This is a genomic window from Pseudoalteromonas porphyrae (genome assembly GCF_001298125.1).
Taxonomy (GTDB): domain Bacteria; phylum Pseudomonadota; class Gammaproteobacteria; order Enterobacterales; family Alteromonadaceae; genus Pseudoalteromonas; species Pseudoalteromonas neustonica.
The window spans coordinates 134382-160832 of sequence record NZ_LHPH01000002.1; the positions used below are offsets into that span (position 1 = coordinate 134382).

Annotated in this window: 23 protein-coding genes, 1 tRNA gene and 1 pseudogene; 4 read left to right on the forward strand and 21 right to left on the reverse strand. The window is 40.7% G+C overall.

What is annotated here, in order from left to right:
• Positions 1–114: 114 nt before the first annotated feature.
• The 3 genes from rfaH to ADS77_RS02475 all read right to left on the reverse strand — a co-directional run bounded on the left by rfaH (position 115) and on the right by ADS77_RS02475 (position 2490).
• Entirely contained in the window at positions 115–603 is a 489-nt protein-coding gene (gene rfaH, locus ADS77_RS02465; protein ID WP_054452800.1) for a transcription/translation regulatory transformer protein RfaH, read from the reverse strand.
• Between the two features lie 259 nt (positions 604–862).
• Positions 863–1639: a YdiY family protein gene (locus tag ADS77_RS02470; protein ID WP_054452802.1), complete on the reverse strand. Its 777-nt coding sequence runs from the start codon at positions 1637–1639 to the stop codon at positions 863–865.
• A gap of 32 nt (positions 1640–1671) precedes the next feature.
• Positions 1672–2490, reverse strand: coding sequence for a mechanosensitive ion channel family protein (locus tag ADS77_RS02475; protein ID WP_054452804.1), 819 nt, complete (start codon positions 2488–2490; stop codon positions 1672–1674).
• A 283-nt stretch (positions 2491–2773) separates the two neighbouring features.
• Here ADS77_RS02475 and ADS77_RS02480 point away from each other — a divergent pair.
• A tRNA-His gene (locus ADS77_RS02480) sits at positions 2774–2849 on the forward strand.
• Positions 2850–4046: 1197 nt separating this feature from the next.
• Complete coding sequence (locus ADS77_RS02485) at positions 4047–4466, forward strand: REP-associated tyrosine transposase (protein ID WP_082355585.1); 420 nt, start codon at positions 4047–4049, stop codon at positions 4464–4466.
• Between the two features lie 1154 nt (positions 4467–5620).
• Here ADS77_RS02485 and nagP read toward each other — a convergent pair.
• From nagP to trmJ, 11 genes are all read right to left on the reverse strand, one after another.
• Positions 5621–6916, reverse strand: a complete 1296-nt coding sequence (gene nagP / locus ADS77_RS02490) for an N-acetylglucosamine MFS transporter NagP (protein WP_054452938.1) — start codon at positions 6914–6916, stop codon at positions 5621–5623.
• A gap of 234 nt (positions 6917–7150) precedes the next feature.
• Positions 7151–9799: a family 20 glycosylhydrolase gene (locus ADS77_RS02495; RefSeq protein WP_054452808.1), complete on the reverse strand. Its 2649-nt coding sequence runs from the start codon at positions 9797–9799 to the stop codon at positions 7151–7153.
• A gap of 160 nt (positions 9800–9959) precedes the next feature.
• Entirely contained in the window at positions 9960–11387 is a 1428-nt protein-coding gene (locus ADS77_RS02500) for an NAD-dependent succinate-semialdehyde dehydrogenase (RefSeq protein ID WP_054452810.1), read from the reverse strand.
• A 322-nt stretch (positions 11388–11709) separates the two neighbouring features.
• The gene (fdx, locus tag ADS77_RS02505; RefSeq protein WP_054204454.1) at positions 11710–12048 is read right to left on the reverse strand and encodes an ISC system 2Fe-2S type ferredoxin; all 339 of its coding nucleotides are present in this window, start codon (positions 12046–12048) and stop codon (positions 11710–11712) included.
• 11 nt (positions 12049–12059) lie between these two features.
• Positions 12060–13922 carry a Fe-S protein assembly chaperone HscA gene (gene hscA, locus ADS77_RS02510; RefSeq protein ID WP_054204455.1) on the reverse strand — a complete coding sequence of 621 codons (1863 nt, stop codon included), beginning with the start codon at positions 13920–13922 and terminating at the stop codon, positions 12060–12062.
• A 51-nt stretch (positions 13923–13973) separates the two neighbouring features.
• Positions 13974–14501 (reverse strand): co-chaperone HscB, encoded by a 528-nt coding sequence (gene hscB / locus ADS77_RS02515; protein ID WP_054452812.1) that lies wholly within the window; start codon positions 14499–14501, stop codon positions 13974–13976.
• Between the two features lie 94 nt (positions 14502–14595).
• A complete protein-coding gene (iscA, locus tag ADS77_RS02520; RefSeq protein ID WP_054204457.1) occupies positions 14596–14919 on the reverse strand; it encodes an iron-sulfur cluster assembly protein IscA in 324 nt (107 codons plus the stop codon).
• A 10-nt stretch (positions 14920–14929) separates the two neighbouring features.
• The gene (gene iscU / locus ADS77_RS02525; protein ID WP_054204458.1) at positions 14930–15313 is read right to left on the reverse strand and encodes a Fe-S cluster assembly scaffold IscU; all 384 of its coding nucleotides are present in this window, start codon (positions 15311–15313) and stop codon (positions 14930–14932) included.
• A 40-nt stretch (positions 15314–15353) separates the two neighbouring features.
• A complete protein-coding gene (locus tag ADS77_RS02530) occupies positions 15354–16571 on the reverse strand; it encodes an IscS subfamily cysteine desulfurase (RefSeq protein ID WP_054204459.1) in 1218 nt (405 codons plus the stop codon).
• 23 nt (positions 16572–16594) lie between these two features.
• The gene (gene iscR / locus ADS77_RS02535) at positions 16595–17086 is read right to left on the reverse strand and encodes a Fe-S cluster assembly transcriptional regulator IscR (protein WP_054204460.1); all 492 of its coding nucleotides are present in this window, start codon (positions 17084–17086) and stop codon (positions 16595–16597) included.
• A 204-nt stretch (positions 17087–17290) separates the two neighbouring features.
• Positions 17291–18013 (reverse strand): tRNA (cytosine(32)/uridine(32)-2'-O)-methyltransferase TrmJ, encoded by a 723-nt coding sequence (trmJ, locus tag ADS77_RS02540; RefSeq protein ID WP_054204461.1) that lies wholly within the window; start codon positions 18011–18013, stop codon positions 17291–17293.
• Positions 18014–18017: 4 nt separating this feature from the next.
• On the opposite strand from trmJ, the gene ADS77_RS22315 reads away from it, so the two are divergent.
• Positions 18018–18191 (forward strand): hypothetical protein, encoded by a 174-nt coding sequence (locus ADS77_RS22315; protein ID WP_161803868.1) that lies wholly within the window; start codon positions 18018–18020, stop codon positions 18189–18191.
• Here ADS77_RS22315 and ADS77_RS21490 read toward each other — a convergent pair.
• Positions 18162–18582 (reverse strand): annotated as a pseudogene (locus tag ADS77_RS21490) (four helix bundle protein). The gene ADS77_RS22315 and the pseudogene ADS77_RS21490 sit on opposite strands and share 30 nt — an antisense overlap.
• Before the next feature lie 266 nt (positions 18583–18848).
• Between ADS77_RS21490 and suhB the strand changes: the two are divergent.
• Entirely contained in the window at positions 18849–19652 is an 804-nt protein-coding gene (gene suhB / locus ADS77_RS02555; RefSeq protein WP_054452814.1) for an inositol-1-monophosphatase, read from the forward strand.
• 50 nt (positions 19653–19702) lie between these two features.
• On the opposite strand, the gene ADS77_RS02560 is transcribed toward suhB, so the two are convergent.
• From ADS77_RS02560 to yajC, 6 genes are all read right to left on the reverse strand, one after another.
• Positions 19703–20518: a substrate-binding periplasmic protein gene (locus ADS77_RS02560; protein WP_054452816.1), complete on the reverse strand. Its 816-nt coding sequence runs from the start codon at positions 20516–20518 to the stop codon at positions 19703–19705.
• 82 nt (positions 20519–20600) lie between these two features.
• Positions 20601–22451 carry a GGDEF domain-containing protein gene (locus tag ADS77_RS02565; RefSeq protein WP_082355586.1) on the reverse strand — a complete coding sequence of 617 codons (1851 nt, stop codon included), beginning with the start codon at positions 22449–22451 and terminating at the stop codon, positions 20601–20603.
• A gap of 30 nt (positions 22452–22481) precedes the next feature.
• Positions 22482–23006, reverse strand: a complete 525-nt coding sequence (locus ADS77_RS02570) for a hypothetical protein (protein WP_054204468.1) — start codon at positions 23004–23006, stop codon at positions 22482–22484.
• Between the two features lie 261 nt (positions 23007–23267).
• Positions 23268–24215: a protein translocase subunit SecF gene (gene secF / locus ADS77_RS02575; protein ID WP_054204469.1), complete on the reverse strand. Its 948-nt coding sequence runs from the start codon at positions 24213–24215 to the stop codon at positions 23268–23270.
• Between the two features lie 9 nt (positions 24216–24224).
• A complete protein-coding gene (secD, locus tag ADS77_RS02580; RefSeq protein ID WP_054204470.1) occupies positions 24225–26084 on the reverse strand; it encodes a protein translocase subunit SecD in 1860 nt (619 codons plus the stop codon).
• A 22-nt stretch (positions 26085–26106) separates the two neighbouring features.
• Positions 26107–26445, reverse strand: a complete 339-nt coding sequence (gene yajC / locus ADS77_RS02585; RefSeq protein WP_054204471.1) for a preprotein translocase subunit YajC — start codon at positions 26443–26445, stop codon at positions 26107–26109.
• Between the last annotated feature and the right edge of the window lie 6 nt (positions 26446–26451).

Here is a 26451-nt window from a genome sequence, read left to right on the forward strand (position 1 = left end):
CCGCCTACGCAAATTAAACACCAATGCTAATCCGTAGGCGAGAGTTTACCTCGCGCAGGTTTAGCATTTATCCAACCTTACATTTGCGTGGCGTAAAGCTCCGCCTACGCAAATTTATCCTGCTTTTTTGATATCGCGGTTATCTACGCTCATTTTTATTTTTTGATTGAGTAGATTAACCAGTAATATGCTGCGCATATCGCCATCAGGTTCTTGGTAAATTGCTTGAACACCATTAAATGATCCATTACTTAAATAAACTAAATCACCTGAGCTAGGCAGGTTTTGAGAATCAATATTAGGTTGAAATTTTTGCAGTTCGCTGATGAGCAAATCGGGGACTATCTGGTATGACGATCCGTACGATACAAAGCCACTGATGCCGCGGGTATTTTTTACCGCAGAAAAATTGCATTGCTGTGAGTTTAAGCGTACAAAGAGGTAATTAGGAAATAATGCTGATTCTTTAAAAGTACGACGACCTTTAACCAGCTTTTCTGTTTTTAATAGGGGGAAGAACGCTTCCATTCCCTGGTTTTGTAAGTTAACCTGCGCACGCGCTTCTTGGCGAGGCTTACAAAATAATAAGTACCAACTATCCATATCAATCCCTAAAACACTAGCTTACTAACTTAAAAAACTGCCAACTTCTATTTAAGCTCGGGGATTATACGCGTTGATTCGGGGGACTGTCTATATAAAACCCCATTAAAACTTTTCATATAAGCATTCGCTTTTAGTTACTTTATAACTTTTAATTAGTTACAAAAGAATTCATCTACAAATTATTACAAAAGTTCTTTTAACGCTTATAAAAAGGGACCTAAGTCCCTTTATGCAAAACACTTTAACTAAAACAATATTAAAAGCTGTAAACTAGCGTTAATGAGGTTTCAGTATCTGTATTTTCTTTATCATTAGCCACATCTGAGTTGTGCGTAATGTTGTACGCAACCTTCATTTGTAACGAGCCGTTGATTTTAGCTAATAGCGCTGTTTCTGAGCGCGTTTTGGTATTTGTATCACCGTATTCCATACCCACTAGCTGAGTGAACTTTGCGTTGTCTGATATTTTCCAGGTGTAATCAAGTTTACCTAGGGCAATTACTTCACCTTCGTATTCACCCGCAAGTGATACGCCATCACTATCAACGGCGGTACTTGTTGCTGGGTATTTAAAATACTTATAACCAGGACCTATCTCTGCGTTTAACCACATGTCTGAACGATCTAACAAACGTTGGCCATAACCTGCTGAAATTACAGATTCGTTGCGAAACGCACCAAAGTAATCTGACACATGTGAACCATAAATAAATAGATGAGCGTGATCTTCATTTAATTTATAGTTACCTTGTGCTGATAACGAATATTTTTCGTTTGTGCGCTGTGTTTCTTTTACGCCTGCACTGTTCTCAACTTCATCTTCTTTATAAAGACCGTCAATTCTATATTCGTTGTTCCAGCTTTCAAGGTTATGGAGTGCCTTGATCCCACCTTTTAAAGTGGTTGTTTCAGTGTTACCGCTTGTAATAATAGCGCCTAACTCACTGGTAACATCCCATGTTTTAGTTTCTTCAGCGAATGCGTTAGTTGTAGCAGATGCTGCAACTAAAATTGATAAAAGCTTTAATTTCATTAAAAAATAACCTTTGCTACTTGTTTGGTTGATTAATCTTGCTTGTGAAAGTGAACATCCATTTGCGGGAATGGTATTGTAATATCAGCTTCATCTAATGAGATTTTGATATTTTCCATTAAATCGAAATACGTTGGCCAGTAATCACCAGAGTTAACCCAAGGACGCACTACAAAGTTAACACTTGAATCGGCAAGCTCAGATACTGCAACTGTATACGCTGGATCTTTTAGTAAGCGAGGCTCTTTATCTAGCACTGATTTAAGCACTTCTTTTGCTTTACGTAAGTCTGCGTCATAACCAACACCAATCACTAAATCAATACGACGCGTGCTCTCACGAGAGAAGTTAACAATTGGGCCTGACATGATTGCTGAGTTAGGCATGATGATTACTTTGTTGTCTGGTGTGCGAAATTCAGTAGAGAAAATTTCAATTTTTTTAACTGTTCCTGCTTTACCGCCAGCTTCAACATAATCACCTGATTTAAATGGGCGAAGTAAAATAATTAGTACGCCAGATGCAAAGTTAGACAGTGAGCCTTGAAGCGCTAAACCTACCGCTAAGCCTGCAGCACCTAAAATAGCGATAAATGACGTGGTTTCGATACCAATTTGCGAAAGCGCCATTAAGATCGTCGCCATGAATACGATAGCGTATACAATGCTTGATACAAACGAACCAACCGCTTTATCTACTTTTTTCTTATCGAATGCTTTTTCTGTTAAATTTGAACAAAATTTAGCTACACGACCACCCAGTAAAAATATTACTAATGCTATTACCGCTTGAATGCCGTAATGCAAAATTAGCCCTGAGTTTTCGTTTAGCCAGTTAATTATTGTATCCATATTCACTCCTGATATTCATTGTTGAGCACTATGCTGCATAAATTATATCTTATTTAACATTATTGTTTTATTAATTTATAGCGTAATAAATAAAACAGAGCCTTAATGATTAAAGCTCTTTGGCGATATAATCTGAATTAACTATATAAAAACAGCAGTTGAGCTCGTTTTTTAAGCTAATGCAGCGATTTTTGTAATTATTTTAATTTTTTTTACTGCTAGGCCTTCACAACTATTATAATTTTATGTATTATCCGCGCCACACCAAACAAGGTGTGTTGTGGCGGTTGTAGCTCAGTTGGTAGAGCCCCGGATTGTGATTCCGGTTGTCGCGGGTTCAAGCCCCGTCAATCGCCCCATCTTTTCCTTTCTTATTTCAAAGTATATCCTTCATTTTTTATAAAACCCTTTTAGATTCAATTTAATCTTTTAATTTCCTTGGCTGAACATTTTTATGTTTAACATCGATTGGCTGTTGTACATTGCCCGAGCCTTGTTGTGATTCAATGAAACCAATCACGGCTAAAGCCTGTTCCTACATGATGGTTTGGTGTGTAAAGCCCTCGTAGGAGAGCGCTTTAGCGCCGAGTGGTTTTTGCACACAACCCGAGCCTTGTTGTGATTCAATGAAACCATTCACGGCTAAAGCCTGTTCCTACATGATGGTTTGGTGTTTAAAGCCCTCGTAGGAGTGCGCTTTAGCGCCGATGGTTTTTGCACATAACCCGCGTCATAAAACATCACGGCTAAAGCCTGTTCCTACAGAATAATTTACCTATACACCACACGTAGGAGTGCGCTTTAGCGCCGAATGGTTTTTGCACATAACCCGAGCCTAAAACATCACGGCTAAAGCCTGTTCCTACAAAATAATTTACCTATGCACCACACGTAGGAGAGCGCTTTAGCGCCGAATGGCTTTTGCACATAACCCGAGCTTAAAACATCACGGCTGAAGCCTGTTCCTACGTGATGGTTTGGTGTTTAAAGCCGTTGTAGGAGTGCGCTTTAGCGCCGATGGTTTTTGCACATAACCCGCGTCATAAAACATCACGGCTAAAGCCTGTTCCTACGTGATGGTTTGGTGTTTAAAGTCCTCGTAGGAAAGCGCTTTAGCGCCGATGGTTTTTGCACATAACCCGAGCCTTGTTGTGATTCAATGAAGCCAATCACGGCTAAAGCCTGTTCCTACAAAACAAGCCACCTACACACCACACGTAGGAGTGCGCTTTAGCGCCGAATGGTTTTTGCACATAACCCGCGTCATAATACATCACGGCTAAAGCCTGTTCCTACGTGATGGTTTGGTGTTTAAAGCCCTCGTAGGAGTACGCTTTAGCGCCGATGGTTTTTGCACATAACCCGAGCCTTGTTGTGATTCAATGAAACCTATCACGGCTAAAGCCGATTCCTACAAAAAACACATACCCCACCCGTAGGAAAGCGCTTTTGCGCCGAATGCATAATTTAATCTATACTTTATTAAATAGTTTTATATTTAAAGGATTAAAATGAAACCTCATTCATACAAATTACGCCAACATCGCTAGTCAACTATTAACCACTATTACTCTGTGACGACGTGCACAAATCAACGGATTAAATATTTTGCAGAATTTAACAATGCACGAGCTCTAATAAATTCACTAAAAAAATCAGACTTAAATGGTTTAACAAAAACAATATGCTTTGTAGTAATGCCCGATCATGTGCATTGGTTATTTCAACTTAAAACGCACACTCCACTCTCTTCAGTAGTAGCCAAAGTAAAAGGACGTACATCATTTTCAATGCACAAAAATAAAAGTGAGAAAATTTGGCAATCTGGTTTCTATGATTCATTAATTAGACATGAAAAACATTTATTGCATCAATCAAGATACATAGCTGCCAACCCAATTAGAGCGGGAATGGTTGAGCAACTTGGTGATTACCCCCATTGGGATTGTATTTATTTGACCCCTCTGAATAACTAACACTACCAGGGCGTAAAACATCACGGCTAAAGCCTGTTCCTACGTGATGGTTTGGTGTTTAAAGTCCTCGTAGGAGTGCGCTTTAGCGCCGAATGGTTTTTGCACATAACCCGAGCCTTGTTGTGATTCAATGAAGCCAATCACGGCTAAAGCCTGTTCCTACAAAACAAGCCACCTATACACTACACGTAGGACGCCGATGGTTTTTTACACATAACCCGAGCCTTGTTGTGATTAAATGAAGCCAATCACGGCTAAAGCCTGTTCCTACGTGATGGTTTGGTGTTTAAAGTCCTCGTAGGAGTGCGCTTTAGCGCCGAGTGGTTTTGCACATAACCCGAGCCTTGTTGTGATTCAATGAAGCCAATCACGGCTAAAGCCTGTTCCTACAAAATAATTTACCTATGCACCACACGTAGGAGAGCGCTTTAGCGCCGAATGGTTTTGTACATAACCCGAGCCTTGTTGTGATTCAATGAAACCAATCACGGCTAAAGCCGATTCCTACAAAAAACACATACCCCACCCGTAGGAAAGCGCTTTAGCGCCGAATGGTTTTTGTACATAACCCGAGCCTTGTTGTGATTCAATGAAGCCAATCACGGCTAAAGCCTGTTCCTACAAAATAATTTACCTATACACCACACGTAGGAGTGCGCTTTAGCGCCGATGGTTTTTGCACATAACCCGAGCCTTGTTGTGATTCAATGAAACCAATCACGGCTAAAGCCTGTTCCTACAAAATAATTTACCTATACACCACACGTAGGAGAGCGCTTTAGCGCCGATTGGTTTTTGCACATAACCCGAGCCTTGTTGTGATTCAATGAAGCCAATCACGGCTAAAGCCTGTTCCTACAAAATAATTTACCTATGCACCACACGTAGGAGTGCGCTTTAGCGCCGAGTGGTTTTGTACATAACCCGAGCCTTGTTGTGATTCAATGAAACCAATCACGGCTAAAGCCTGTTCCTACACTTAAACTTATGGCTTTACCATTTTATTTCAGGCAAAAAAATGCCACCTTTCGGTGGCATTACACACGGGATTATTTCTACATTATAGAAATTCTTTTCAAAAATTAGGTTCTAGGTTCTTCAATTCTGTAAAGCTAAATATCCACTGCACACTTTCATAGTGCCTAGGAAGTCATTTATTTCCAGCTCTTCATTTTATGCCCTTTAACAGCATAGAAAAGAATAAATAAATAACAAGGAAGCATTACAATATAAGCACCTTGTTGTGCCTCTGCCGAATCAACACCACCACTTGCTAAACCCCAGAATAATGGGCCAAATGCACCACCGGCAATACCCATTACCAATAAACCAGAGCCAACACTTGTTAACTTACCTAAACCTGACAAGGCTAGCGGCCAAACTGCAGGCCAAACTATTGCATTGGCAAAACCTAACACTGCAATCATTAGTAAGGTATCAGGTAACTGTACTTCTAAACCAAGTGCTGTTGCAACAACTACAGAACTAGTATCGCTAAATACAACTGCCAGCGTTAATATACAGCCTAAAATCGCTGATACACTTAATGCGACTTGTTGTGAAATAAATCGTGGAATGAGTGCAATACCTAAAATATAGCCTAGTACCATACAGCCCATAGTGTAAGAAGTCATTATGCTATATTGCTCAATACCTAGTGATAACGCAAAGGTGCCAATTGTGTCACCTGCTATCACTTCTACCGCAACATACACAAATAATGCTAAGACACCTAATGCAAGACTTGGATGAGAAAGCGCTTCTTTTACTTGCCCTTTGGCACCTTGGTCTTCATCATCTTGTAACTCAGGTAATGGCATTTTTGTTACTGCAAATGCTAATGCACCTATAAATAAAGCCATACCTAAATAAGGGTAAATTAAGCTATTTGCCATTGCATCAATTTCTAATTGCGTTAACTCTTTGCCTACTAAACCAGTAAAGTCACTTAGGATTAATGCTGTAAATACGATTGGTGCAATAACGCCTGCACCTTTATTCAATATACCCATTACACTTACGCGTGCCGCGGCTGATTCTTCAGGCCCTATACGCACAACATATGGATTAACTGCTGTTTGTAATAATGTTTGGCCAGCACCCATCACTAATTGTGCTAATAAAAACAATGCAAAAACTTGTGTTTTTGCGGCAGGAATAAACAATAAACCTGCAACCATCATAGTCGCCATGCCTAGCGCCATGCCGTTTTTGTAGCCCACTTTACGTATGATCATCGCCGAGGGTACAGCTGTAAATGTGACCGCTATATAAAATGAGAATAAAATAAGAGAAGCTTGAAATGGGCTTAGCTGCAATACCTGCTTTAAGTAAGGCATAAGAGAGCCATTTAACCACGTTGCAAACCCTAATATAAAAAATAGAGTGGCGACAATGGCCATGGGTATAAAATTACTTTGATTATTTGATTTTGACACAGTGGCTTCCATTAACATCTTCTTGTTGCGATCTATCGTTATAATTATTAACTTAATTCGACGATTAGCGTTGCTGTATTGTATAACACTTTTGCGAGATAAAAATAACATTATCGCAACAAAAATGACAGCGCTGCCATAAAACATTACGTCAATTGTAGCCATATTACTAGTAACTATTTACTTTACAAGCATACAAAAAAAGGGCCTTGCGGCCCTTTCAAATACATATTTATTACTAAAACATTAATTTATATACGTAATTCTACTTTTACTTTTATCGTTTAAGCTACTTCTAAGTGCAATAGATTGCTCTTTAGAAACACTGATCGGAGCTGTATACGCAAGCCACGTTGCCCCATTATCTAAACTATATTCTGTTTGTAAATAAGCAAACGGGGTATTAACTTGTAACTTACCGTTATTCACTATCCCACCGGGTACTGGCAGATTCACATTAACACCCGCATTTACGAGTTTTGTTAACTCTTTCAAACCAACAGCGGCAGAAAACTGCGCCCAATCTTTTTCTTGGGTTTTTGTATCAACCTTTTCGCCTTCCCATGGTGCTTTATGCCATGCACGTTCAGCCACAGACAATATACGTGGGAAGATCATCGCTAATACTTGATCTTCAGTACGAATGGTTTCTGACCATACCTGCCCTTGCATACCTAAAATATTTTCAGGTTTTTCAAGTTGCGGTAACGGGCGACCAACTAACGCTTCTAGATTTTCAATTGGCTCACGCGTGCGTGTGTAATCGGCATTCGCATACACATCATCAGGCATATAGTTAAATGCTTTTTTGGTATCGGTATAACGCGTTGCCCAGTAGTAACCACGCTCTTCTGGATGAGCCTCATAAGGGTGATCAAAGTATAGGTGTGTACCGTGCGATAAAATCACTTGGTAACCTGCATTTGCTAGGCGATAGGCTCTATCAGCTACGCCCCACTCCCAAATATTATCCCATACATTTGCTGTAAAGGTTTTATTTGGAAATTCATCACGCTTAAATGGGTTTGTGCGATCATACATTAACCCATCTTCCCATGCGCCTGGTGAAATACCGCGCTTTTCAAGTAGTTTGGCAACGCGCTGGGTAAAGTAAGGCTTTAAATCACCTGCGCCTGCAACGCCGTTGTTAGGGTCGGCAAACATCGCTTGGCATATTGGTGAATCTACCCAAGATCCCGCGCCTACTTCATCACCACCAAAGTGAAGGTTAGTAAGTTGAACCCCCGCTTCACGGTACATTTGTTGTAGCTCGTAGGTTACTTTATCTAAAAATGCGTAAGTCGAATCCATACACACATTCATTGAGTTATCTTTGTAGTTTTGCACCGTCATATAAACTGACGTGTCGTTTGGATCGCTTAGCAAATACTGCGTTGCGGCGCTAATATCAACTTGCTGCGCTTCTTTTTTAGTATTCTTTTTATTAATAAGATTATTTTTAGCTACTTTTTGAGCTTCATCGGCAAGCTTATGGTAACGCGCTTCCATTGCTTTTATCGATGCACGCGCATGACCTGGACCTTCAATTTCAGGAATGATTTGAATATGACGGTCTCTGGCAAATGTGAGCAGTTCAACAAACTCGCTGCGTGTAAGGTAGCCGTTACCTGAGCCTGATTTAAATGGCCCGGTACCTAGCTGAGTTAATAGACATTCTTTTTCTTCAAGATCAAAACAGCGATAACCACCAATATCTGTTAGCTCTGGTAGGCCTGGAATTTCTAAACGCCAGCCTTCATCTTCAGAAAAATGCCAGTGTAGTTTGTTCATTTTATAACGCGCCATTTGTTCAACAAGTTTGAACATTGCGTCTTTACCATGGTAGTTACGACCATTATCGTAATGCATACCACGCCAGCCATAACGCGGACTATCTTCAAGCTCTAGCTGCGGAACTTCAACCGCACCTTGGCTGTTTGCTGGTAATAAATTAAGCAGGCTTTGCATTGCATAAAACACACCGGCATTGTCACTACCAACAATATCAATACGGTCGTCATCAATTTCTAAGGTATAGCTTTCGCTTTTACCGTTAGCTAATTGTGGGTTTACTTTTAGGCTGATCAGCTTTTCTTTATTTGCTTTTATGTGATCAGGCTCTGCTTTTAAGGTTAAGCCATAATCATTTTGTAGGTCTTGCATGAAAACCATGGTTTCATTTTTTAACTGACCTTGAAAACGTATTTGCCAGCTATTATCCAGCTTGGCAACACCACGGTTAAACTCAACTTTTTGTGGCTTTGGAATGATGCGTTTTAGCGCATCTTCTTGAGATACTTTTGTAGTTGTTTGTTGGTTTCGTTCAAAACGCACTTCTGGCGTGATTAGTACTGTACGGTCTTTTGGCTCGTTATAACGGCGAAGTTGGTTTTCACGCTCAAACGGAGCTACAAACTGGCTCATGTCTTCGCTATCTGTGTTAGCAAAAATAGCCGGTTTGTGATCACCTGACACAAAAAAGGCACGCGGCATAAAGTCGGTATAAGCAACAACCCATACTTGAGCATCAAATTCTATCTCTAAACTTTTACCTGCAGGCAAACCTTTAAAGTCTTTGGTTGGTACTATGCGGTGTAAATCACCATTCACATGTTCAATGTTTAAACCTGCAACATGCTCAGTATTTATTTTACGTACGGAGTGAATATAAAGCTGCCAATCGCTTTCACCTGCAGCAAGTGCAACATCAGATTGGTTATTAAGTATGATTTTACCTAAAAAGCCCGCATCTTTATTGTGAAAGTTATCAACCACTGCAAATGTCAGTGTGGTTTCTTTTGCAAAACTATTAACGTCGTTTTGTGAAAACTGGGCCTGGGCCATAAGTGGCAGTGCAGCGATTAGACTGGCTAAAGCGCGCTTTTTGAAATCCATTGCTCTCTCCTCGTTTAAACCTTAAGGCTACGTATTGTCCCCAGCGTAGCCCTTCTTTTTGTTATTTATTCAACACCATCATATAAAAACCGCAATGACAGCGCTATCAATAATTAACTTAATCAGGTTTTCTTCAGAAAAATATAGCGTAAATTGCAGCTTAGAGCTTGATGCACACATATTTTTCTTCGAGGTATTCGTCTAACCCTTGATACCCCCCTTCACGCCCAAGGCCTGACTGCTTTACACCACCAAATGGAGCCACAGGGTTTGAAATTAGCCCTTCGTTAATACCAACCATTCCGTATTCCAGCGCTTCACTTACACGATAAATTTGCTTGATGTTTTGACTATAAAAATACGCGGCAAGACCATAAGGAACATCATTGGCAAGTGCGAGCACTTCAGCCTCTTCATCAAATGCAATAATACTAACTACGGGGCCAAATACTTCTTGGTGATAAATATCCATCTTTGGATTAACGCCAGTTAAAATAAGTGGCGCTTGAAAACTATCCACTAGCTGCACATCATCACTTATTTGAATTGCGCCTTTTGCTTTTGCATCAGCCACTAACTCTTGCACTTTTTGTTTGGCTTTAGGGTAAATAAGTGGGCCAATGTCGGTATTTTCGCCAAAGCCGTTGCCCACTTTTAATGTTGCAACTTTTTTAGCTAATTTATCGACTACTTGATCTAGTATGCTGCGCTGTACAAAAATACGATTAGCGGCGACGCAGGTTTGCCCGCCATTCCTAAATTTAGCACCCATCAAACCTGTTACGGCTTCATCTAAATCGGCATTATCAAAAATAATAAAGGGTGCATTACCGCCTAACTCCATTGATGTGCGTTTGACTGTAGAGGCGCACTGAGTAAGCAACTGCTTACCAACACCGGTTGAGCCGGTAAAAGTGAACTTACGCACGATGTTTGATTCAGTCAGAATTTTACCAACACGCGGCGCATCTTCGCTTAGTAATACATTAAATGCACCTTTTTCAAAACCAGCTTGATCAGCTAAATATGCTAATGCGAGTGCACATAAAGGCGTGTGTTCTGAAGGTTTTAGAACAAAGCTACAACCAGCTGCGTAGGCTGGTGCTACTTTACGTGTCACCATTGCAATCGGGAAGTTCCATGGTGTTATTCCTGCAACTACACCAACTGGTTGCTTAAAGCTGGTTAAACGGTGGTTATTATCTGTTGCAGGTATGACATCTCCATAACTACGCTTAGCTTGTTCAGCGTACCATTTGATAAACGCAGCCCCGTAGTCAACTTCACCAAGTGCCTCTTTTAGAGGCTTGCCTTGCTCTTTAGTCATTAACTCAGCAAGCGTTTGTTTATTTTGCATTACTAGATCATACCAACGCATTAGCACATTGCTACGCGTTGTTGCATTGGTTAATTTTAGTTTAATAAATGCATCGTGAGCGGTATTAATTGCTTTATGAACCCCTATATCATCTACGTCACTCACCATGATGATGCTTTGCTGTGTGGCGGGGTCATCAACACTGAAATTTTTATCGGTGGAGTAAAATTCACCGTTAATGAAAGAGTCGTTAAATAGTAGATGTGACATAGAAATCTCTCCGGTAATTAGCTATAAAAATTGAGTTATAAGTTATAAGTTATAAGTTGTAAGTAGTTAAACATCCCGTCCAATGCCAACCCGTGGGCAGAATTACTTAACCACAACACCTCGCGCAGCTCTTGGCATTACAAGGACCTAAACCGCGCGGCGTAAAGCCCCGCCTACGCGAGTCCAAACACCAATACCAACCCGTAGGCGGGCATTTATCTCGCGCTGGTTTTTCATATCTAGAAACAAAAACACCGCGTTCAAATTGAGCGCGGTGTTTTCTATACAGCTTAAGGCTTACAGCTTATAGCTGAGCTCAAAATCAATGATCTTCATTAACAATATTGAGGTTGTACTTTGGTATTTCAACTATTAAGTCTTCATCACGGATGATTGCTTGGCAACCTAAGCGTGATTCAGGCTCTAAGCCCCATGCTTTATCTAGCATGTCGTCTTCAAGCTCGTCACTTTCATCAAGTGAGTCAAACCCTTCACGGATAACTAAATGGCAAGTGGTACATGCGCATGACTTTTCGCACGCGTGCGGAATACTGATCCCGTTTTTAAGTGCAACATTAAGTACTGTTTCACCACTTGGTGCATCAATTGCAGCGCCGTCAGGACATAATTCCGGATGGGGAAGAAAAATAATTTGTGGCATTCTAACCTCTTTTAAACGTTGTCTACTGACTGCCCTTGCAGTGCTTTTTTAATCGATGCATCCATTCTTAACTCAGCAAATTTACTACTGGCGTTATCAACTTTCTCAATGGCTGCTTTTATTTCATTTGGCTCGATGGCTGTCTCACGAACTGTTACCAGTTTAGCAATTTCAGCATTCAAGTTAGTTAATTCTTTTTCATCAAGTAAAGCGCTATCGGTTGCCAATGATGCATAAAGTGCTTCAATAACACGTAATGCTTCAACTTGCTGCTCTTTAAGCATACGCGCTTGCATATCACCTTTAGCATTGGTCATTGACTCTTTAAGCATGTTAGCAACTTGGTCATCTGACAAGCCAAACGATGGTTTAACTTGAATTTCAGCTTGTACGCCCGTTGATTTTTCCATGGCTGATACGCTAAGTAAACCATCGGCGTCTACTTTGAAGGTAACACGAATATGCGCAGCACCGGCTGCCATTGGTGGAATACCTTTTAAGCTAAATTTAGCTAAAGAACGGCAATCATCAACCAGCTCACGTTCGCCTTGTAATACATGCAACGACATCGCTGTTTGACCATCTTTAAAAGTAGTGAACTCTTGCGCGCGCGCCACAGGAATTGTGGTATTACGTGGAATGATTTTTTCGACTAAACCACCCATTGTTTCTAAGCCAAGGGACAATGGTAATACATCAAGTAATAACATGTCTGAATCAGGCTTATTACCTACTAATACATCAGCTTGTAATGCCGCGCCCAGTGCAACTACGCGATCAGGGTCGATAGAAGTCAGTGGCTCTTTATTAAAAAACTCGGCAACTTGACTGCGTACAATTGGCATACGGGTTGAACCACCCACCATCACGACTTGCAGTACTTCATCATTTGTAATGCCAGCATCTTTAACTGCTCTGCGACACGAACGAAGCGTTTTTTTAACCAGTACCATGGCGAGTTCTTCAAACTTTTCGCGAGTGACTTCAACCATGTGTTTTTCATCGTCAAACTCTAGCCCAACATTTACCTTGGCATATTTACTGAGCGCTTCTTTACAGGCTTTTGCTTTATTAATGAACAAGCGCAACACTGATGGAGATAACGTCATCACACCGGTTTCACGCTTAAAGTGATCGACTAATAATGAGTCAAAATCATCGCCACCGAGGCTTGAATCTCCACCCGTTGCTAATACTTCAAACACACCTTGGTTTAAACGCAGGATTGAAATATCAAACGTACCGCCGCCTAAATCATAAACAGCGATAATGCCTTCTTGGCCAGAATCTAAACCATAAGCAACCGCGGCGGCTGTTGGTTCATTTAATAATCGCAGTACATTAATGCCAGCAAGTTCTGCGGCATCCTTGGTGCTTTGGCGCTGTGCATCATCAAAATAAGCTGGCACCGTGATCACCGCACCTAAAATATCTTGCCCTGCAAAGCTTTCTTCGGCGCGTTGCTTTAATGCTTTTAGTATGTCGCTTGAAGCTGTAATTGGGCTGATGTTGCCAGCTGCGGTGGTAATCGCTAATGCGCCATCGTGCTGACAAAAATCATACGGCAATTGACCGTAGCTTTGCTCTATTTCAGCTTGAGTTTTACCTAAAAAACGCTTAACTGAAATTAAAGTATTTACAGGGTCTTGTGTTGCAGCTTGAGCAGCAAGTTCGCCCACTGTGATACCATCAGCGGTATAACGTACAACAGACGGTAACATGGCTGCGCCATTAACATCGGTTAATGTACGGGCTTCGCCACTTTGTACTGTCGCAACTAATGAGTTGGTCGTACCAAGGTCAATACCTATTGCTAACTTATGTTCATGTGGTGCCGCGCTCTGCCCCGGCTCAGCAATCTGCAATAATGCCATAATGCTCTTTAACTCTTGTTTGACTTACCAATGGTTCAGTAAGTTAGATAATTAATCGTCGAATAAACTGTCTTCAATACGTTCTAATTCATCACGCAATTTATACACGAACTTTAATTTACGAATGTTATCCGCGGCAAGCTGCCATTGCTGTTCATCATTACTTGCTAGTTGCTCCGCAAGCTGCGCACTATATTGGCTATCAAGTTGTTTTATTTGTTGTTCAAAATGGGCAATCGCGGTATCAGGATCGTGACTTGTGCTTAACTCTTCAAGCTCTTCGCGTAATTCCATTTGCTGCATTAAAAACAGCGGATCTTGCAGTGTTTGCTGCTCAGCACGAATATCAACACCTAATTCACTGAGCATGTACTCGGCACGTTTTACCGGATGCTTTAAAATTTGTAGTGCGTCATTAATTTCTGCGGCATTTTGGACAGCTAATAACTTATCACGGCTGCTGGCATTAGCATGACGATCAGGGTGAACAGCACGCTGAAGATCTAGGTAATTTTTACTGACTTTTACCAAATCCACATTGTAATCAACCGGTATCGCAAATAACTCAAAATAGCGCATAATTCCAACCATGCCAAATTAACATATTGGCTTAAAATTCAGATAGAACAAAGCCCTACAGGTGCAGGGCTTAAGAATACAATCACTTTATTGTTTATACTGTGAAACTTTCGCCACAACCACACTCGTCAGCTTGATTTGGGTTAATAAATTTAAACCCTTCGTTCAAACCTTCTTTGGTGTAATCAAGCTCAGTACCATCGATATAAACTAAGCTTTTAGCATCAACGATTACTTTAACCCCTTGGGATTCAAATACTTCATCGCCATCAGATAACTCGTCTACAAACTCAAGAACATATGCAAGACCTGAACAGCCCGTCGTTTTAATGCCTACGCGTAAGCCAAGGCCTTTTCCGCGATTTGCTAAAAATGATTCTACGCGGTTTACTGCCGCTTCTGTCAATGTCACTGCCATGATTTATCTCTTACTTCGCTTGTTTACTTTTGTAATCTGCAATTGCCGCTTGGATTGCATCTTCAGCTAAAATTGAACAGTGAATTTTCACTGGTGGTAATTCAAGCTCAGCACTGATATCAGTGTTTTTGATCATAGATGCTTCATCTAATGTCTTACCTTTAACCCACTCTGTTACAAGTGATGATGAAGCTATTGCGCTACCACAACCGTATGTTTTAAATTTAGCGTCTTCAATTACGCCCTCAGCTGATACTTTAATTTGCAGCTTCATAACGTCACCACATGCTGGTGCGCCAACCATACCCGTTGCTACTGATGGGTCATTTTTGTCTAAAACACCTACGTTACGTGGGTTTTCAACATGATCGATTACTTTATTACTATACGCCATAATACTATCCTCACTACCTGCTAGCGGATGTGCACATCAATTAATGATGTGCCCATTCAACTGAATCCAAATCAACACCTTCTTGATGCATTTCCCAAAGAGGCGACATCTCACGTAAGCGACCGATAGAGTTTTTCATTAAATTGACGGTATAATCAATCTCTTCTTCGGTGGTAAAACGGCCAATACTAAAACGAATTGAGCTGTGTGCTAATTCATCGTTACGACCAAGCGCACGTAATACATAAGAAGGCTCTAAGCTTGCTGATGTACAGGCAGAACCTGATGATACAGCAATATCTTTAACAGCCATCAATAACGATTCACCTTCAACAAAATTAAAGCTGATGTTAACAATTCCTGGTACTGATTGATCAGGTGTACCGTTGAAGTACACTTCTTCCATATCAGCCATAATGCCATCAATCAAACGCTTACGTAGCGCTGCGATATGGGCGTAATCTTTTTCGAAATCTTGTTTTGCGATTCTAAACGCAGCACCCATGCCAACAAGTTGGTGAGTCGCTAGAGTTCCAGAGCGCATACCGCGCTCATGGCCGCCACCGTGCATTTGCGCTTCAAGGCGTGCACGTGGTTTACGACGTACATATAATGCGCCAATACCTTTAGGGCCATACATTTTATGTGCTGAGAACGACATGAAATCAACTTTAAGCTGTTGAATATCGATTAATACTTTACCTGCACTTTGCGCTGCATCAACATGAAACATAATTTTACGTTCACGGCACATTTCGCCAATCGTTGCGATATCTTGAATTACGCCTAGCTCGTTGTTAACGTGCATAATACTCACTAATACGGTGTCATCACGCATTGTGTCAGCTAGTTTTTGCAGATCAAGTAGGCCGTTTTCTTCAACGTCCATATAAGTGACTTCAAAACCTTGACGCTCTAATTCACGACAGGTATCTATAACCGCTTTATGCTCAGTTTTAGCGGTAATAATATGCTTACCTTTCTTTTTATAAAACTGTGCTGCACCTTTGATTGCAAGGTTGTTTGATTCTGTCGCACCCGACGTGAAAACGATTTCACGTGGGTCTGCGTTAATTAAATCTGCGATATCAGTACGTGCTTGATCGATCGCTTCTTCAGCTTGCCAACCAAAACGGTGTGAACGTGATGCAGGGTTACCAAAATTGCCGTCCATTGTTAGGCATTGCATCATTTCTTTTGCAACACGCTCGTCAACTGGCGTGGTTGCTGCGTAATCTAAATAAATCGGTAACTTCATTTCTTTCTCCGCTGGACGCCAACCTAAAGTTGACAGCTTACTTGAATATTTTCCAATTGCTTAATTGCATTATTAACGCTGTTATCTTGGCGAGATGCGACTTCTTTCACATCTGACTTTTCCACCAATTCAGCAAGGGTAATACCATTTAAAAAATCTTCTATGCGGGCACTTAAATCTGACCACAAAGTGTGTGTCAAACAACGCATACCGCTTTGACAACCGCCTGTTGCGCCATGACAGCGCGTTACATCAACTGATTCGTCGACGGCGCTTATTACATCGCCCACCGAGATTGCACTTGGATCTCGACCAAGTAGATAACCTCCACCTGGACCGCGCACTGAGCTTACTAAACCATTTTTACGTAATCGGGCAAATAATTGTTCAAGATACGACAACGAAATTTCTTGTCGTTCTGAAATATCGGCAAGGGGAACTGGCCCTACACTTGTATGTAGTGCAACATCTAGCATCGCTGTGACGGCATATCTGCCTTTTGATGTTAACTTCATAGAGCCCCCGCACTACTAAAGAGTGCAAATTTTAATTACCAGAGTAAAATAATCAAGTATTATATCGAATCAGCTATAGAGCCGTGAGCTTAGAGCCTTCAACATTCTTCAATACCCGACTGTTTTAGTCAGGTATTGTGCTCATTGTAATTACTTGAGTAATTTAGTCAAGTATTAGTGGGTATATTGCCTTATAACTTTCGCTTATTTAGTAGACTTATTTATTGAAGTTAAAATACCGCGTAGAATATTTAGTTCTGCATCCTCTGGGCGAGCACGGTTAAATAAACGACGTAATTTCGTCATCACCATGCCAGGATGCTGCTTGATAATAAAACCAGTATCCAACAATGTTGACTCTAAATGATCGTAGAACAACTCTGTTTGCTTTGAACTTGGGTATACTGCGTCATCTTGCTCGACTTTTTTTGGCTGCTCATTTAAAAATGCCATGCGTGTTTCATAACATAGCGTTTGAACGGCCATTGCAAGGTTAAGTGAACTGTATTCTGGGTTAGCGGGAATGCATACATGATAATTACACATTTGCAGTTCTTCATTACTTAGACCGCTGTTTTCACGACCAAAGACAAGTGCTACAGGACCATTTACGGCTTCTGCAACTAACTTTTCTCCACACTCGCGTGGCTCTACCATCGGCCAAGATAATGTACGCGAACGCGCACTCGTGCCAATCGTTAGTGCACAACCCGCAATTGCATCTGCAACCGTATCAACAATCACAGCGTTACCAAGTACATCTGTTGCACCTGCAGCCAATGCACTGGCATGACTATCGACTTCACACGCTGGGTCAACTAAATAAAGTTTTGATAAACCCATGGTTTTCATTGCGCGTGCCGCTGAGCCGATATTACCAGCATGTGAGGTGTTTACTAAAACAATACGGATGTCATCTAAGATCATTACTATGCCACTTAACTCATACCAAAATTGCGCGGATTATAACATAGAGAAAAGCTATCAGCTATCAGCTATCAGCTATCAGCTATCAGCTATCAGCTATCAGCTATCAGCTATCAGCTATCAGCTATCAGCTATCAGCTATCAGCTATCAGCTATCAGCTTTGATTTTTTCCTTTAGAGCTGTCAACATTTTTGATAGCTCTATTGTTTCATTTATCCACTGAACGCCGATATTTTTATTTATATAATTAATGTCTATCCCGATATAAATTTGTGTTCTCGCTTCCGCTAACGAAGATCTAGAAATATCTAAGAATCTAACTCGCTCTTTGTTACTTTCGCGAGTCATTCCTTATTCGATAAGTCCATTTATCTCACCTCTTCGAGGCCGCGCAAGCGCGTTCAAAATTTGCTCCTGCAATTTTGTCGGCTATGTTACTAGGTACAGACAAACTCGATCTGGTTAATTGATTCCTAAAACCATAATCGGTTAGCTCTACCGTAAATTTATAAATATCAGCGCTTAATCTTGCTGAGCGCTTCCATACAGCTAAATTTTCAAAGTTCATTATATTTCCAGTCCATAGACGACAAGTTGAATATATAGGAACAAAAACCATAGAATGCAAATTTATGGGCTGACGGCTGACGGCTGACGGCTGACGGCTGACGGCTGACGGCTGACGGAAAACAATACCAACAAACCTTATCGTAAACAATAACGTATAAAAAACACACAAAGTTATTTAGGCTTTATTGTTTACTTTGTGTCAAAAATCGCTAGAATATGCCGGCTGAAATATATAAACGTTCTTTTACAACCCAAGGGTATACCATGCATCCAATGTTAAACATTGCGGTTCGCGCTGCGCGCAACGCAGGCAAAATTTTACTTCGCGCAAGTGAAGATTTATCAAAAGTTGAAGTGCAACAAAAAGGCACTAACGATTTAGTAACTAATATTGATAAAGAAGCCGAAGCCGTAATACGTGACACTATTTTACAGTCTTTCCCTGCTCACTCTATTGTTGGTGAAGAGTTAGGCGAACATGTAGGCAAGGATGCAGATTACCAATGGATTGTAGATCCTATTGATGGCACAACAAACTTCATCAAAGGTCTTCCTCATTATGCGATTTCTATCGCACTTAAAGTAAAAGGTCGTTTAGACCAAGCTGTTATCTACGATCCTATTCGTGGTGAGCTTTTCACTGCCTCTCGTGGTCAAGGCGCACAGCTAAATAGCAAGCGTCTTCGTGTAAGCAAAACGACTGTACTGTCAGGTACTGTACTTGCCACTGGTTTCCCATACAAAAACAAACACCACATTGATGCATACACTGAAGCATTCAAAGCATTGTTTGTACATACTGCTGATATTCGCCGTGCAGGTAGCTCAGCATTAGATATGGCTTATGTTGCAGCTGGGCGCGTTGATGGTTTCTTTGAAATTGGTTTAAAACCATGGCATAGCGCTGCGGGTGAATTAATGGTTAAAGAAGCTGGCGGTATGGTTGTTGATTTTGCAGGTGGTAATAACTATAACCACAGCGGTAACATTATCTGCGGCTCACCTAAACTTACGCAAGCAATTATTCGTGAGATTCGCCCTGTATTAACTGAAGCTTTACTTCGTTAATAACGAATTAAAATCTGGTTAATACTAAAAAAGGAGCTTTAGCTCCTTTTTTATGGCTTAAAATAAGGGTTATCTAGCTTTATTTCGATGACCCCCTCTGATTCAAAAGGTAATGCTTTTAAATCAACTGAGAAGTACTTCATAAATAGCGCATCAAAAGAACCATTTTTTTGCATGATTTCAAGCCCTTTATATAATGCATCAGCAAGCTCTGGTTTTCGCTTTGTAACAAAGTAATAAAATGCACTAGGGTAACTAATATATATATTGGGCACTATCACTAATGCTTTATTATTAACTTGTATTAGCTCAGAGCTGACCTCAATAAAAGAACGTGGAAAATAGTCGACACGGCCATTTGCGACCAAACCAAACATGGCTTCATAGTTAGCCAATGGGCGAACTGATAAGCCATTGCTTGCTAAAATTTTTGTATCTGGCCAATCATGCCCTTGCACTGCTGTAAACGATGCTAATTGATCGAGCGTTGTTATATTCTCAAATCTATTTAAAAAAGCCTGTTGCGTAACCAAGGCGCGTTTTCCTATATATCCTTTAAATAAAGGAACTTTAATAGGGATTGCTAGCGTTTCACGATCTGGACTAGTCATGCTCCAATACAAGTCAATTGCGTCGCTATCTAACGCAATAAGAGTACGCTGCTGGTGTGGATGCACATTAACCGTATTGAGTTTGGCTGGCTGTTCAGCCGCATTGAGCGCGAGAGTGAGCAATGTTGTTAAATATTCATCGCGCTTATATTGTGGGCGTTGCTCTTGAGCTATATTAATAGCTTGTTGAGCCTGCGTATTATTTACATACAGCATTACGAACAGTGAAACTAACGAGAAAAAATATTTAGTCATCAGAGTTATATTCTAGTGTTTTTTTTAAGCTACACCTTGATGAGTAAATACTCAAGTAAAATACGTACCTATTAAGTAAACTTTATACTGCTTGTTTATCTGAACTTAAGCGTACAACAGCAGGCGCAGGGCCTCGTCGATTACACACAAATAAATAGCTATGACGATATCGCTTAGCTTCTTTTTTCGCATCTGTTGCTAAGGCCGCAACTTGATGACTATTAATGCATTGATCCAAATCAGGTTCTACAACACCTATCGATAATGTTAATAACGGTACAAACTGTTTTTCACCTTCTCGATTCGAGGCCCAATATCCTCCACTGGCGATATGCTCCGGCGTAAAAAAAGCACGTGATTGCAACTCAAAGTTGCTGATAATGGTATTACAAACAGCAACTGCCTGATCATTATCAAACACCACCATAAAATCATCGCCACCTATATGACCCACAAAACTGGGAACATCTTTACAAGCTTGAACGGTTACATCTGCCAGTAATTTTATTACGCTGTCCCCGCTGGCATAACCATATAGATCATTAAATTGCTTGAAATGGTTTAAATCTATATAAGCAAGTGAGAACCCATTTTTCACACGTAAACGGCTCTCAATTGCCTCATTAATCGCCACATTTCCAGGTAACATTGTAAGGGGGTTTGCATGCTGAGCATGGCGAATTTTCTCTGCTGTAATGTGTTTTAGAATATCACGTAACGGCGCTAATCCTAGATACCGACCTGCACGAGTAATTATAATATGGCGGCGAATGTCGAAGTCATTTTCTGTTATTTGTTGGCTTACGGTATCAAGTGGTTGATTTTCATCAACAACTAAAGGTTGCTTGTGCATTAGCGCAGTAACAGGGCGTTTATCATAGAGGGCATGTCCATAAGGTGCCGCAAATACCTCAGTAAGCTGGTCTTTATGCAGTAAACCAATGGGGGCATTCTCTTCATTTACTACCGCTAAACTTATGATGGATTTATTTTTTTCAAAAATATTATGTGCATCTTTACAGCGTGTTTGCCAATCAATTGGTACATGCTCTACCGCTAGACGGCCTATTACTAATGATTGATCGAATTGATTACTAGGAGGCGTAAAACTTAACCCTTGTAATTGTTTAGAATTAAACTGTGTGCTGGGGGATTGACTGGGTCTTTCTAACAAAAAACCTTGAGCATGCATAATGCCCAGCCCTTCAAGTAAGCTGAGCTCTTCAACACGTTCAATGCCTTCGGCTATTACTGCGGTATTTGTTACTTTTGCCAGTTCAATAATCGATTTTAAAAATTCTTTTTTAACAACGCTCTCATCACAATGATCTATAAAATAACGATCAATTTTTACGTAATCAGGGCATAGTTCTGACCATTGTTTTAAACCAGAGTAGCCCGCACCTAGGTCATCTATAGCAATTGAAAAACCAAGTTTTCGATAATGCCCGATGGTTTTTAAGAGTAAAAAACCATCATCCACCTTTTCTTGTTCGGTGACTTCAATAACAACTCTATTTGCAGCTAAACCAAAGTGTTCAACAAGATGTAACGTTTCCCCTTTTGGATGGCAAGGATCTAAAAGTGTTTTAGGACTCACATTTAAGAATAATTTACCTTGCAGCTTTAAGTTTACAAAGTTTTCAATTGCTTTAGAGCGACATAGTAACTCTAGCTCGGAGATTTTTTCAAAATATACGGCGGTACTAAATAAGGCACTTGGCATCTCTAACACGCACGATTTAGGCCCGCGACTGAGTGCCTCATAGCCTAAAATTTGTTGTCCTGAAATATCAAAAATGGGTTGGAAAAGCGTTGTTATTGCACTGTTTTGTAGTATATCTTCGAGTATCGCTAGCTGATAATTCACCTTGACCGACCAATACTTAAATAGGGAAGCGGCTAAAGTATCAAGGGTGTATGACAATTTCATGTCAGAGCCCACCCTCATTTGTATTATCCGTTATTTATTCAGTGCTTTTTGTACCTGATCAAAATGAGCTATTACTTCAACAATTTCAAGTTCTGCGTCTTGAAATGCTTGTTCATCAACAAAACCTAAACGTGCAATTGCCTGTACTGTTGCAGGGTGTACAAGTAAGTCTTTCGCATGATAGCAAACTGGGTCATCAAATTTTGGTAATTTGCCATCAGCATGATAACCCGTTTCAATTTCTTCTATCGGCAACGTTGGGATCAATTTAGCTGCAGCATTAAGTGCATTTAAATACTCAGTACATTGCGGGTACTTAACCGTAAACTCACTCAACAGTACTTGTGAAACCGTGACTAAGTCAGCTGATTCAACCTCTAAACTTGCTGCATCTTTTTTTGCTCGTATGTTAGCCAATAAAGTCTTGGCTTGTAAATCATACTGCTCAAGCGAAGTTAATGGACCTTTTTCGGTCGCCGCTGATTGCTTTGGTTCTGAATCATTACATGCTGCGAGTGTGAACAGACTGCTTACTAACACAAGTTGCTTTAACATACTTTTATTACATCCATATTTAATAATGATTCTCATTATATATAATACATCGCATTTTAGAAATAGGAGATTTAAGAGATTTTACACGCCCAAGTTAATCACGCCCGTAGGCGGGAGTTTACCTCGCGCAGGTTTGGTATGTGGTCTTAGCTTGATTTGCGCGGCGTAAGGGTCAGCCCTAAAAATTTAATACCCAAAAACAAAAAACCGCTCAATGAGCGGTTTTTAAACGAAAACTTAGTTGTTCTATTAAGAACCAGCCTACGGCATAGGGTCTAAGTCTGCGCCTTCTTTTTCGATTACTTCTGGTATTAAATCTTCTTTGCTTACACCCATTGCGATAGCAACGGCGCTGGCAACATAAACAGAAGAGTAAGTACCAATGAACACACCAAACAATAGCGCGGTTGCAAAACCGTGAATTGTTTGCCCGCCCCAAGAAAACAAAGCAATCAATACTAAAATAGTGGTGATTGATGTTACTAAGGTACGGTTAAGTGTTTGCGTTAACGAAATATCAATGATCTCAACAGTGTCATCTATACGCACTTTACGGAAGTTTTCACGAATACGGTCAGATACAACGATCGTATCATTAAGTGAATAACCTATTACCGCTAGTATTGCTGCCAAAATGGTTAAGTCAAACTCTAAACCTAATACTGAGAACAAACCTAAAGTAAGAATAACATCGTGTAAGAGGGCAGCTACAGCGCCAACGGCAAAGCGCCATTCAAAACGAAACGCCACGTATATTAAGATACAAATAAGTGCAGTAAGCATGGCAAGGCCACCCTGCTCTTTTAAGTCTTCACCTACGCTTGGCCCAACAAACTCGATACGGCGCATCACTACACTACTATCGGCTATTTTTAACGCGTCAATTACTTGGTTACCAATAACTTCAGCTTTTACATCATCACCACGAGGGGCAAGACGTACTAAAATTTCTTGGCTTGAACCAAATAATTGTACTGATGCATCTGCGAAGCCATTTTCAGCTAATACTGAGCGTACTTTCTTTAAATCCGCTGGCTGTGCAAAACCGACTTCAACGGCTGTACCACCCGTAAAATCTAAGCCAAAGTTTAAACCTTTCACAAAGAAAGAAGCAAACGAAGCTAAAATAAGTAGCGTTGAGATGCTCATAGCAACTTTGCGAAGTGACATGAAACCTAACGTTCTGCCACCTAATTTTAAAATTTGCATATATGCTCCTTAGATTGACAGCTTATCAATTCGCTTACCGCCAATGAATAAGTTGATCACCGCACGGGTACCAACAATGGCTGTAAACATTGAAGTAAGAATACCAATTGCAAGTGTTACTGCAAAACCTGCGATCGGACCTGTACCAACAGCGAATAAGATAACTGCTGCAATTAAGGTTGTAATATTAGCATCAAAAATTGTACTAAATGCACTGTCATAACCATGATGAACGGCCTGCTGAGGACTACGTCCATCAGCCAATTCTTCACGAATACGTTCAAATATTAGTACGTTCGCATCGACCGCCATACCAACCGTTAATACGATACCGGCAATACCAGGCAGTGTTAATGCAGCACCAGGGATCAGCGACATTACACCCACTATTAGTACTAAGTTAGCTGCCAATGCAAGGTTAGCGACTAAACCAAAGCCTTTGTAGTAAACCAACATGAATATCAGTACGAAAAGAAAGCCTAATGCAACCGCAGTCATACCAGCTTCTATATTTTCTTGGCCTAAGCTTGGTCCTACTGTACGTTCTTCAACGATTTGAATTGGTGCTACAAGTGCACCCGCACGTAGTAATAAACTTAAGTTATGCGCTTCTGCTGGGTTATCAATGCCGGTAATACGGAACGAACGATCAAGGCGGGCTTGAATGGTTGCTACGTTAATTACTTCTTCCACTTTAATTGGCGGTAATGCTTTGCCGTTTTCGTCAGTTTTACCTGATGGCTTATATTCAATAAATACAGTTGCCATACGCTTGCCAATAGCACGCTTGGTAAAGGCATTCATTTTTGCGCCGCCTTTGCTGTCAAGGCTGATACTTACTTGTGGACGTTGATACTCATCAGCACCTGATTGCGCGCCAGTAATGTGGCTACCTTCAAGAATGATGCGTTTTTTTAATACCACAGGGTAACCATCACGGCTCATAATCATTTCGGTGCCAGGTGGAATGCGCCCTTGTGCTGCGGCACTCGGATCTGCATTTTCATCCACTTCACGAAACTCAAGCGTTGCCGTTGCACCTAAAATTTCTTTGGCGCGGGCTGTATCTTGTACACCTGGTAGCTGAACAATAATACGCTCTGCACCTTGGCGTTGTACATTAGGCTCTGCAACACCAATTTGGTTGATACGGTTACGAATAATTGTTTCGTTTTGCTTGATAGCGTAGTCACGAATTTCTTTTAGTTTCTGATCACTAATATTCGCGTAAAACGCATTATCGTTAGAGCTATCATCGATGAAGTTATGTAGAGGGTAACGTGATTGTAAGAAACGCTCAGCAGCGTCTTTGTCTTCTTCGTTACGCATTTCAACACGAATACGTTCAGTACCCGCTACACGGCGAACCGTGCGATAGCGTAACTTTTCTTCACGTAGGTCACTTTTGTAATCTTGGTTCATTTGCTCAAGCGCATTATCAACCGCAGTGACCATGTCGATTTCCATCGTAAAGTGAACACCGCCACTTAAATCCAAGCCCAATTTCATTGGGTTACCGCCAAGGGCTTTTAACCAATGAGGTTGCGCCGGGGCCATATTAATGGCTGAGATGTAATCTTCGCTCAATCCATCACGCAATAAATCTTGCGCTTTAAGCTGCTCTTCAACATTTTTGAAACGGATCAATACTTGACCGTCTTCCAGTTTTGCTGATTTTACAGTAACGTTTTGATCTTTAAGTATGGAATTTACTTTATCTACTACACTGAGATCAGCGTCAGCGCCTTTAGTGCCTGAAATTTGTATGGCCGGATCACGACCATACAAATTAGGAGAGGCATATAAAAGGCCAATCGCAATCACAGCTAGAACAAGTAAATACTTCCATAATGGAAACTTGTTTAACACGTGGGCGTCCTTATTTTTATTATTATAGTGACTTCATTGTGCCTTTAGGCAGCACAGCTGACACTGCTGATTTTTGTACAGTGACTTCTGCTTGGTCATTCAATGAGATAACGATGAAGTCTTTATCTTCAGAGATCTTAGCAATTTTACCGACTAAACCACCTTGTGTAAGTACTTCGTCACCTTTAGCCATCGCGCTCATTAAGCTTTTATGCTCTTTTACGCGCTTAGCTTGTGGACGGTAAATCAAGAAGTAAAATACTAAGCCAAAAATAGCTAGCATAATCAACATCTCATAACCACCACCGGCTGGAGCTGCACCTGCCGCACTTGCGTGGGCGTTTGAAATAAATAAACTCATAACACT

Excerpts from the sequence above, each read along its gene's own strand:
- rfaH (WP_054452800.1), bottom strand. The coding sequence starts at position 603 with ATGGATAGTTGGTACTTATTATTTTGTAAGCCTCGCCAAGAAGCGCGT.
- ADS77_RS02470 (WP_054452802.1), bottom strand. The coding sequence starts at position 1,639 with ATGAAATTAAAGCTTTTATCAATTTTAGTTGCAGCATCTGCTACAACT.
- ADS77_RS02475 (WP_054452804.1), bottom strand. The coding sequence starts at position 2,490 with ATGGATACAATAATTAACTGGCTAAACGAAAACTCAGGGCTAATTTTG.
- nagP (WP_054452938.1), bottom strand. The coding sequence starts at position 6,916 with ATGGAAGCCACTGTGTCAAAATCAAATAATCAAAGTAATTTTATACCC.
- ADS77_RS02495 (WP_054452808.1), bottom strand. The coding sequence starts at position 9,799 with ATGGATTTCAAAAAGCGCGCTTTAGCCAGTCTAATCGCTGCACTGCCA.
- ADS77_RS02500 (WP_054452810.1), bottom strand. The coding sequence starts at position 11,387 with ATGTCACATCTACTATTTAACGACTCTTTCATTAACGGTGAATTTTAC.
- fdx (WP_054204454.1), bottom strand. The coding sequence starts at position 12,048 with ATGCCACAAATTATTTTTCTTCCCCATCCGGAATTATGTCCTGACGGC.
- hscA (WP_054204455.1), bottom strand. The coding sequence starts at position 13,922 with ATGGCATTATTGCAGATTGCTGAGCCGGGGCAGAGCGCGGCACCACAT.
- hscB (WP_054452812.1), bottom strand. The coding sequence starts at position 14,501 with ATGCGCTATTTTGAGTTATTTGCGATACCGGTTGATTACAATGTGGAT.
- iscA (WP_054204457.1), bottom strand. The coding sequence starts at position 14,919 with ATGGCAGTGACATTGACAGAAGCGGCAGTAAACCGCGTAGAATCATTT.
- iscU (WP_054204458.1), bottom strand. The coding sequence starts at position 15,313 with ATGGCGTATAGTAATAAAGTAATCGATCATGTTGAAAACCCACGTAAC.
- ADS77_RS02530 (WP_054204459.1), bottom strand. The coding sequence starts at position 16,571 with ATGAAGTTACCGATTTATTTAGATTACGCAGCAACCACGCCAGTTGAC.
- iscR (WP_054204460.1), bottom strand. The coding sequence starts at position 17,086 with ATGAAGTTAACATCAAAAGGCAGATATGCCGTCACAGCGATGCTAGAT.
- trmJ (WP_054204461.1), bottom strand. The coding sequence starts at position 18,013 with ATGATCTTAGATGACATCCGTATTGTTTTAGTAAACACCTCACATGCT.
- ADS77_RS22315 (WP_161803868.1), top strand. The coding sequence starts at position 18,018 with ATGCCACTTAACTCATACCAAAATTGCGCGGATTATAACATAGAGAAA.
- suhB (WP_054452814.1), top strand. The coding sequence starts at position 18,849 with ATGCATCCAATGTTAAACATTGCGGTTCGCGCTGCGCGCAACGCAGGC.
- ADS77_RS02560 (WP_054452816.1), bottom strand. The coding sequence starts at position 20,518 with ATGACTAAATATTTTTTCTCGTTAGTTTCACTGTTCGTAATGCTGTAT.
- ADS77_RS02565 (WP_082355586.1), bottom strand. The coding sequence starts at position 22,451 with ATGAAATTGTCATACACCCTTGATACTTTAGCCGCTTCCCTATTTAAG.
- ADS77_RS02570 (WP_054204468.1), bottom strand. The coding sequence starts at position 23,006 with ATGTTAAAGCAACTTGTGTTAGTAAGCAGTCTGTTCACACTCGCAGCA.
- secF (WP_054204469.1), bottom strand. The coding sequence starts at position 24,215 with ATGCAAATTTTAAAATTAGGTGGCAGAACGTTAGGTTTCATGTCACTT.
- yajC (WP_054204471.1), bottom strand. The coding sequence starts at position 26,445 with ATGAGTTTATTTATTTCAAACGCCCACGCAAGTGCGGCAGGTGCAGCT.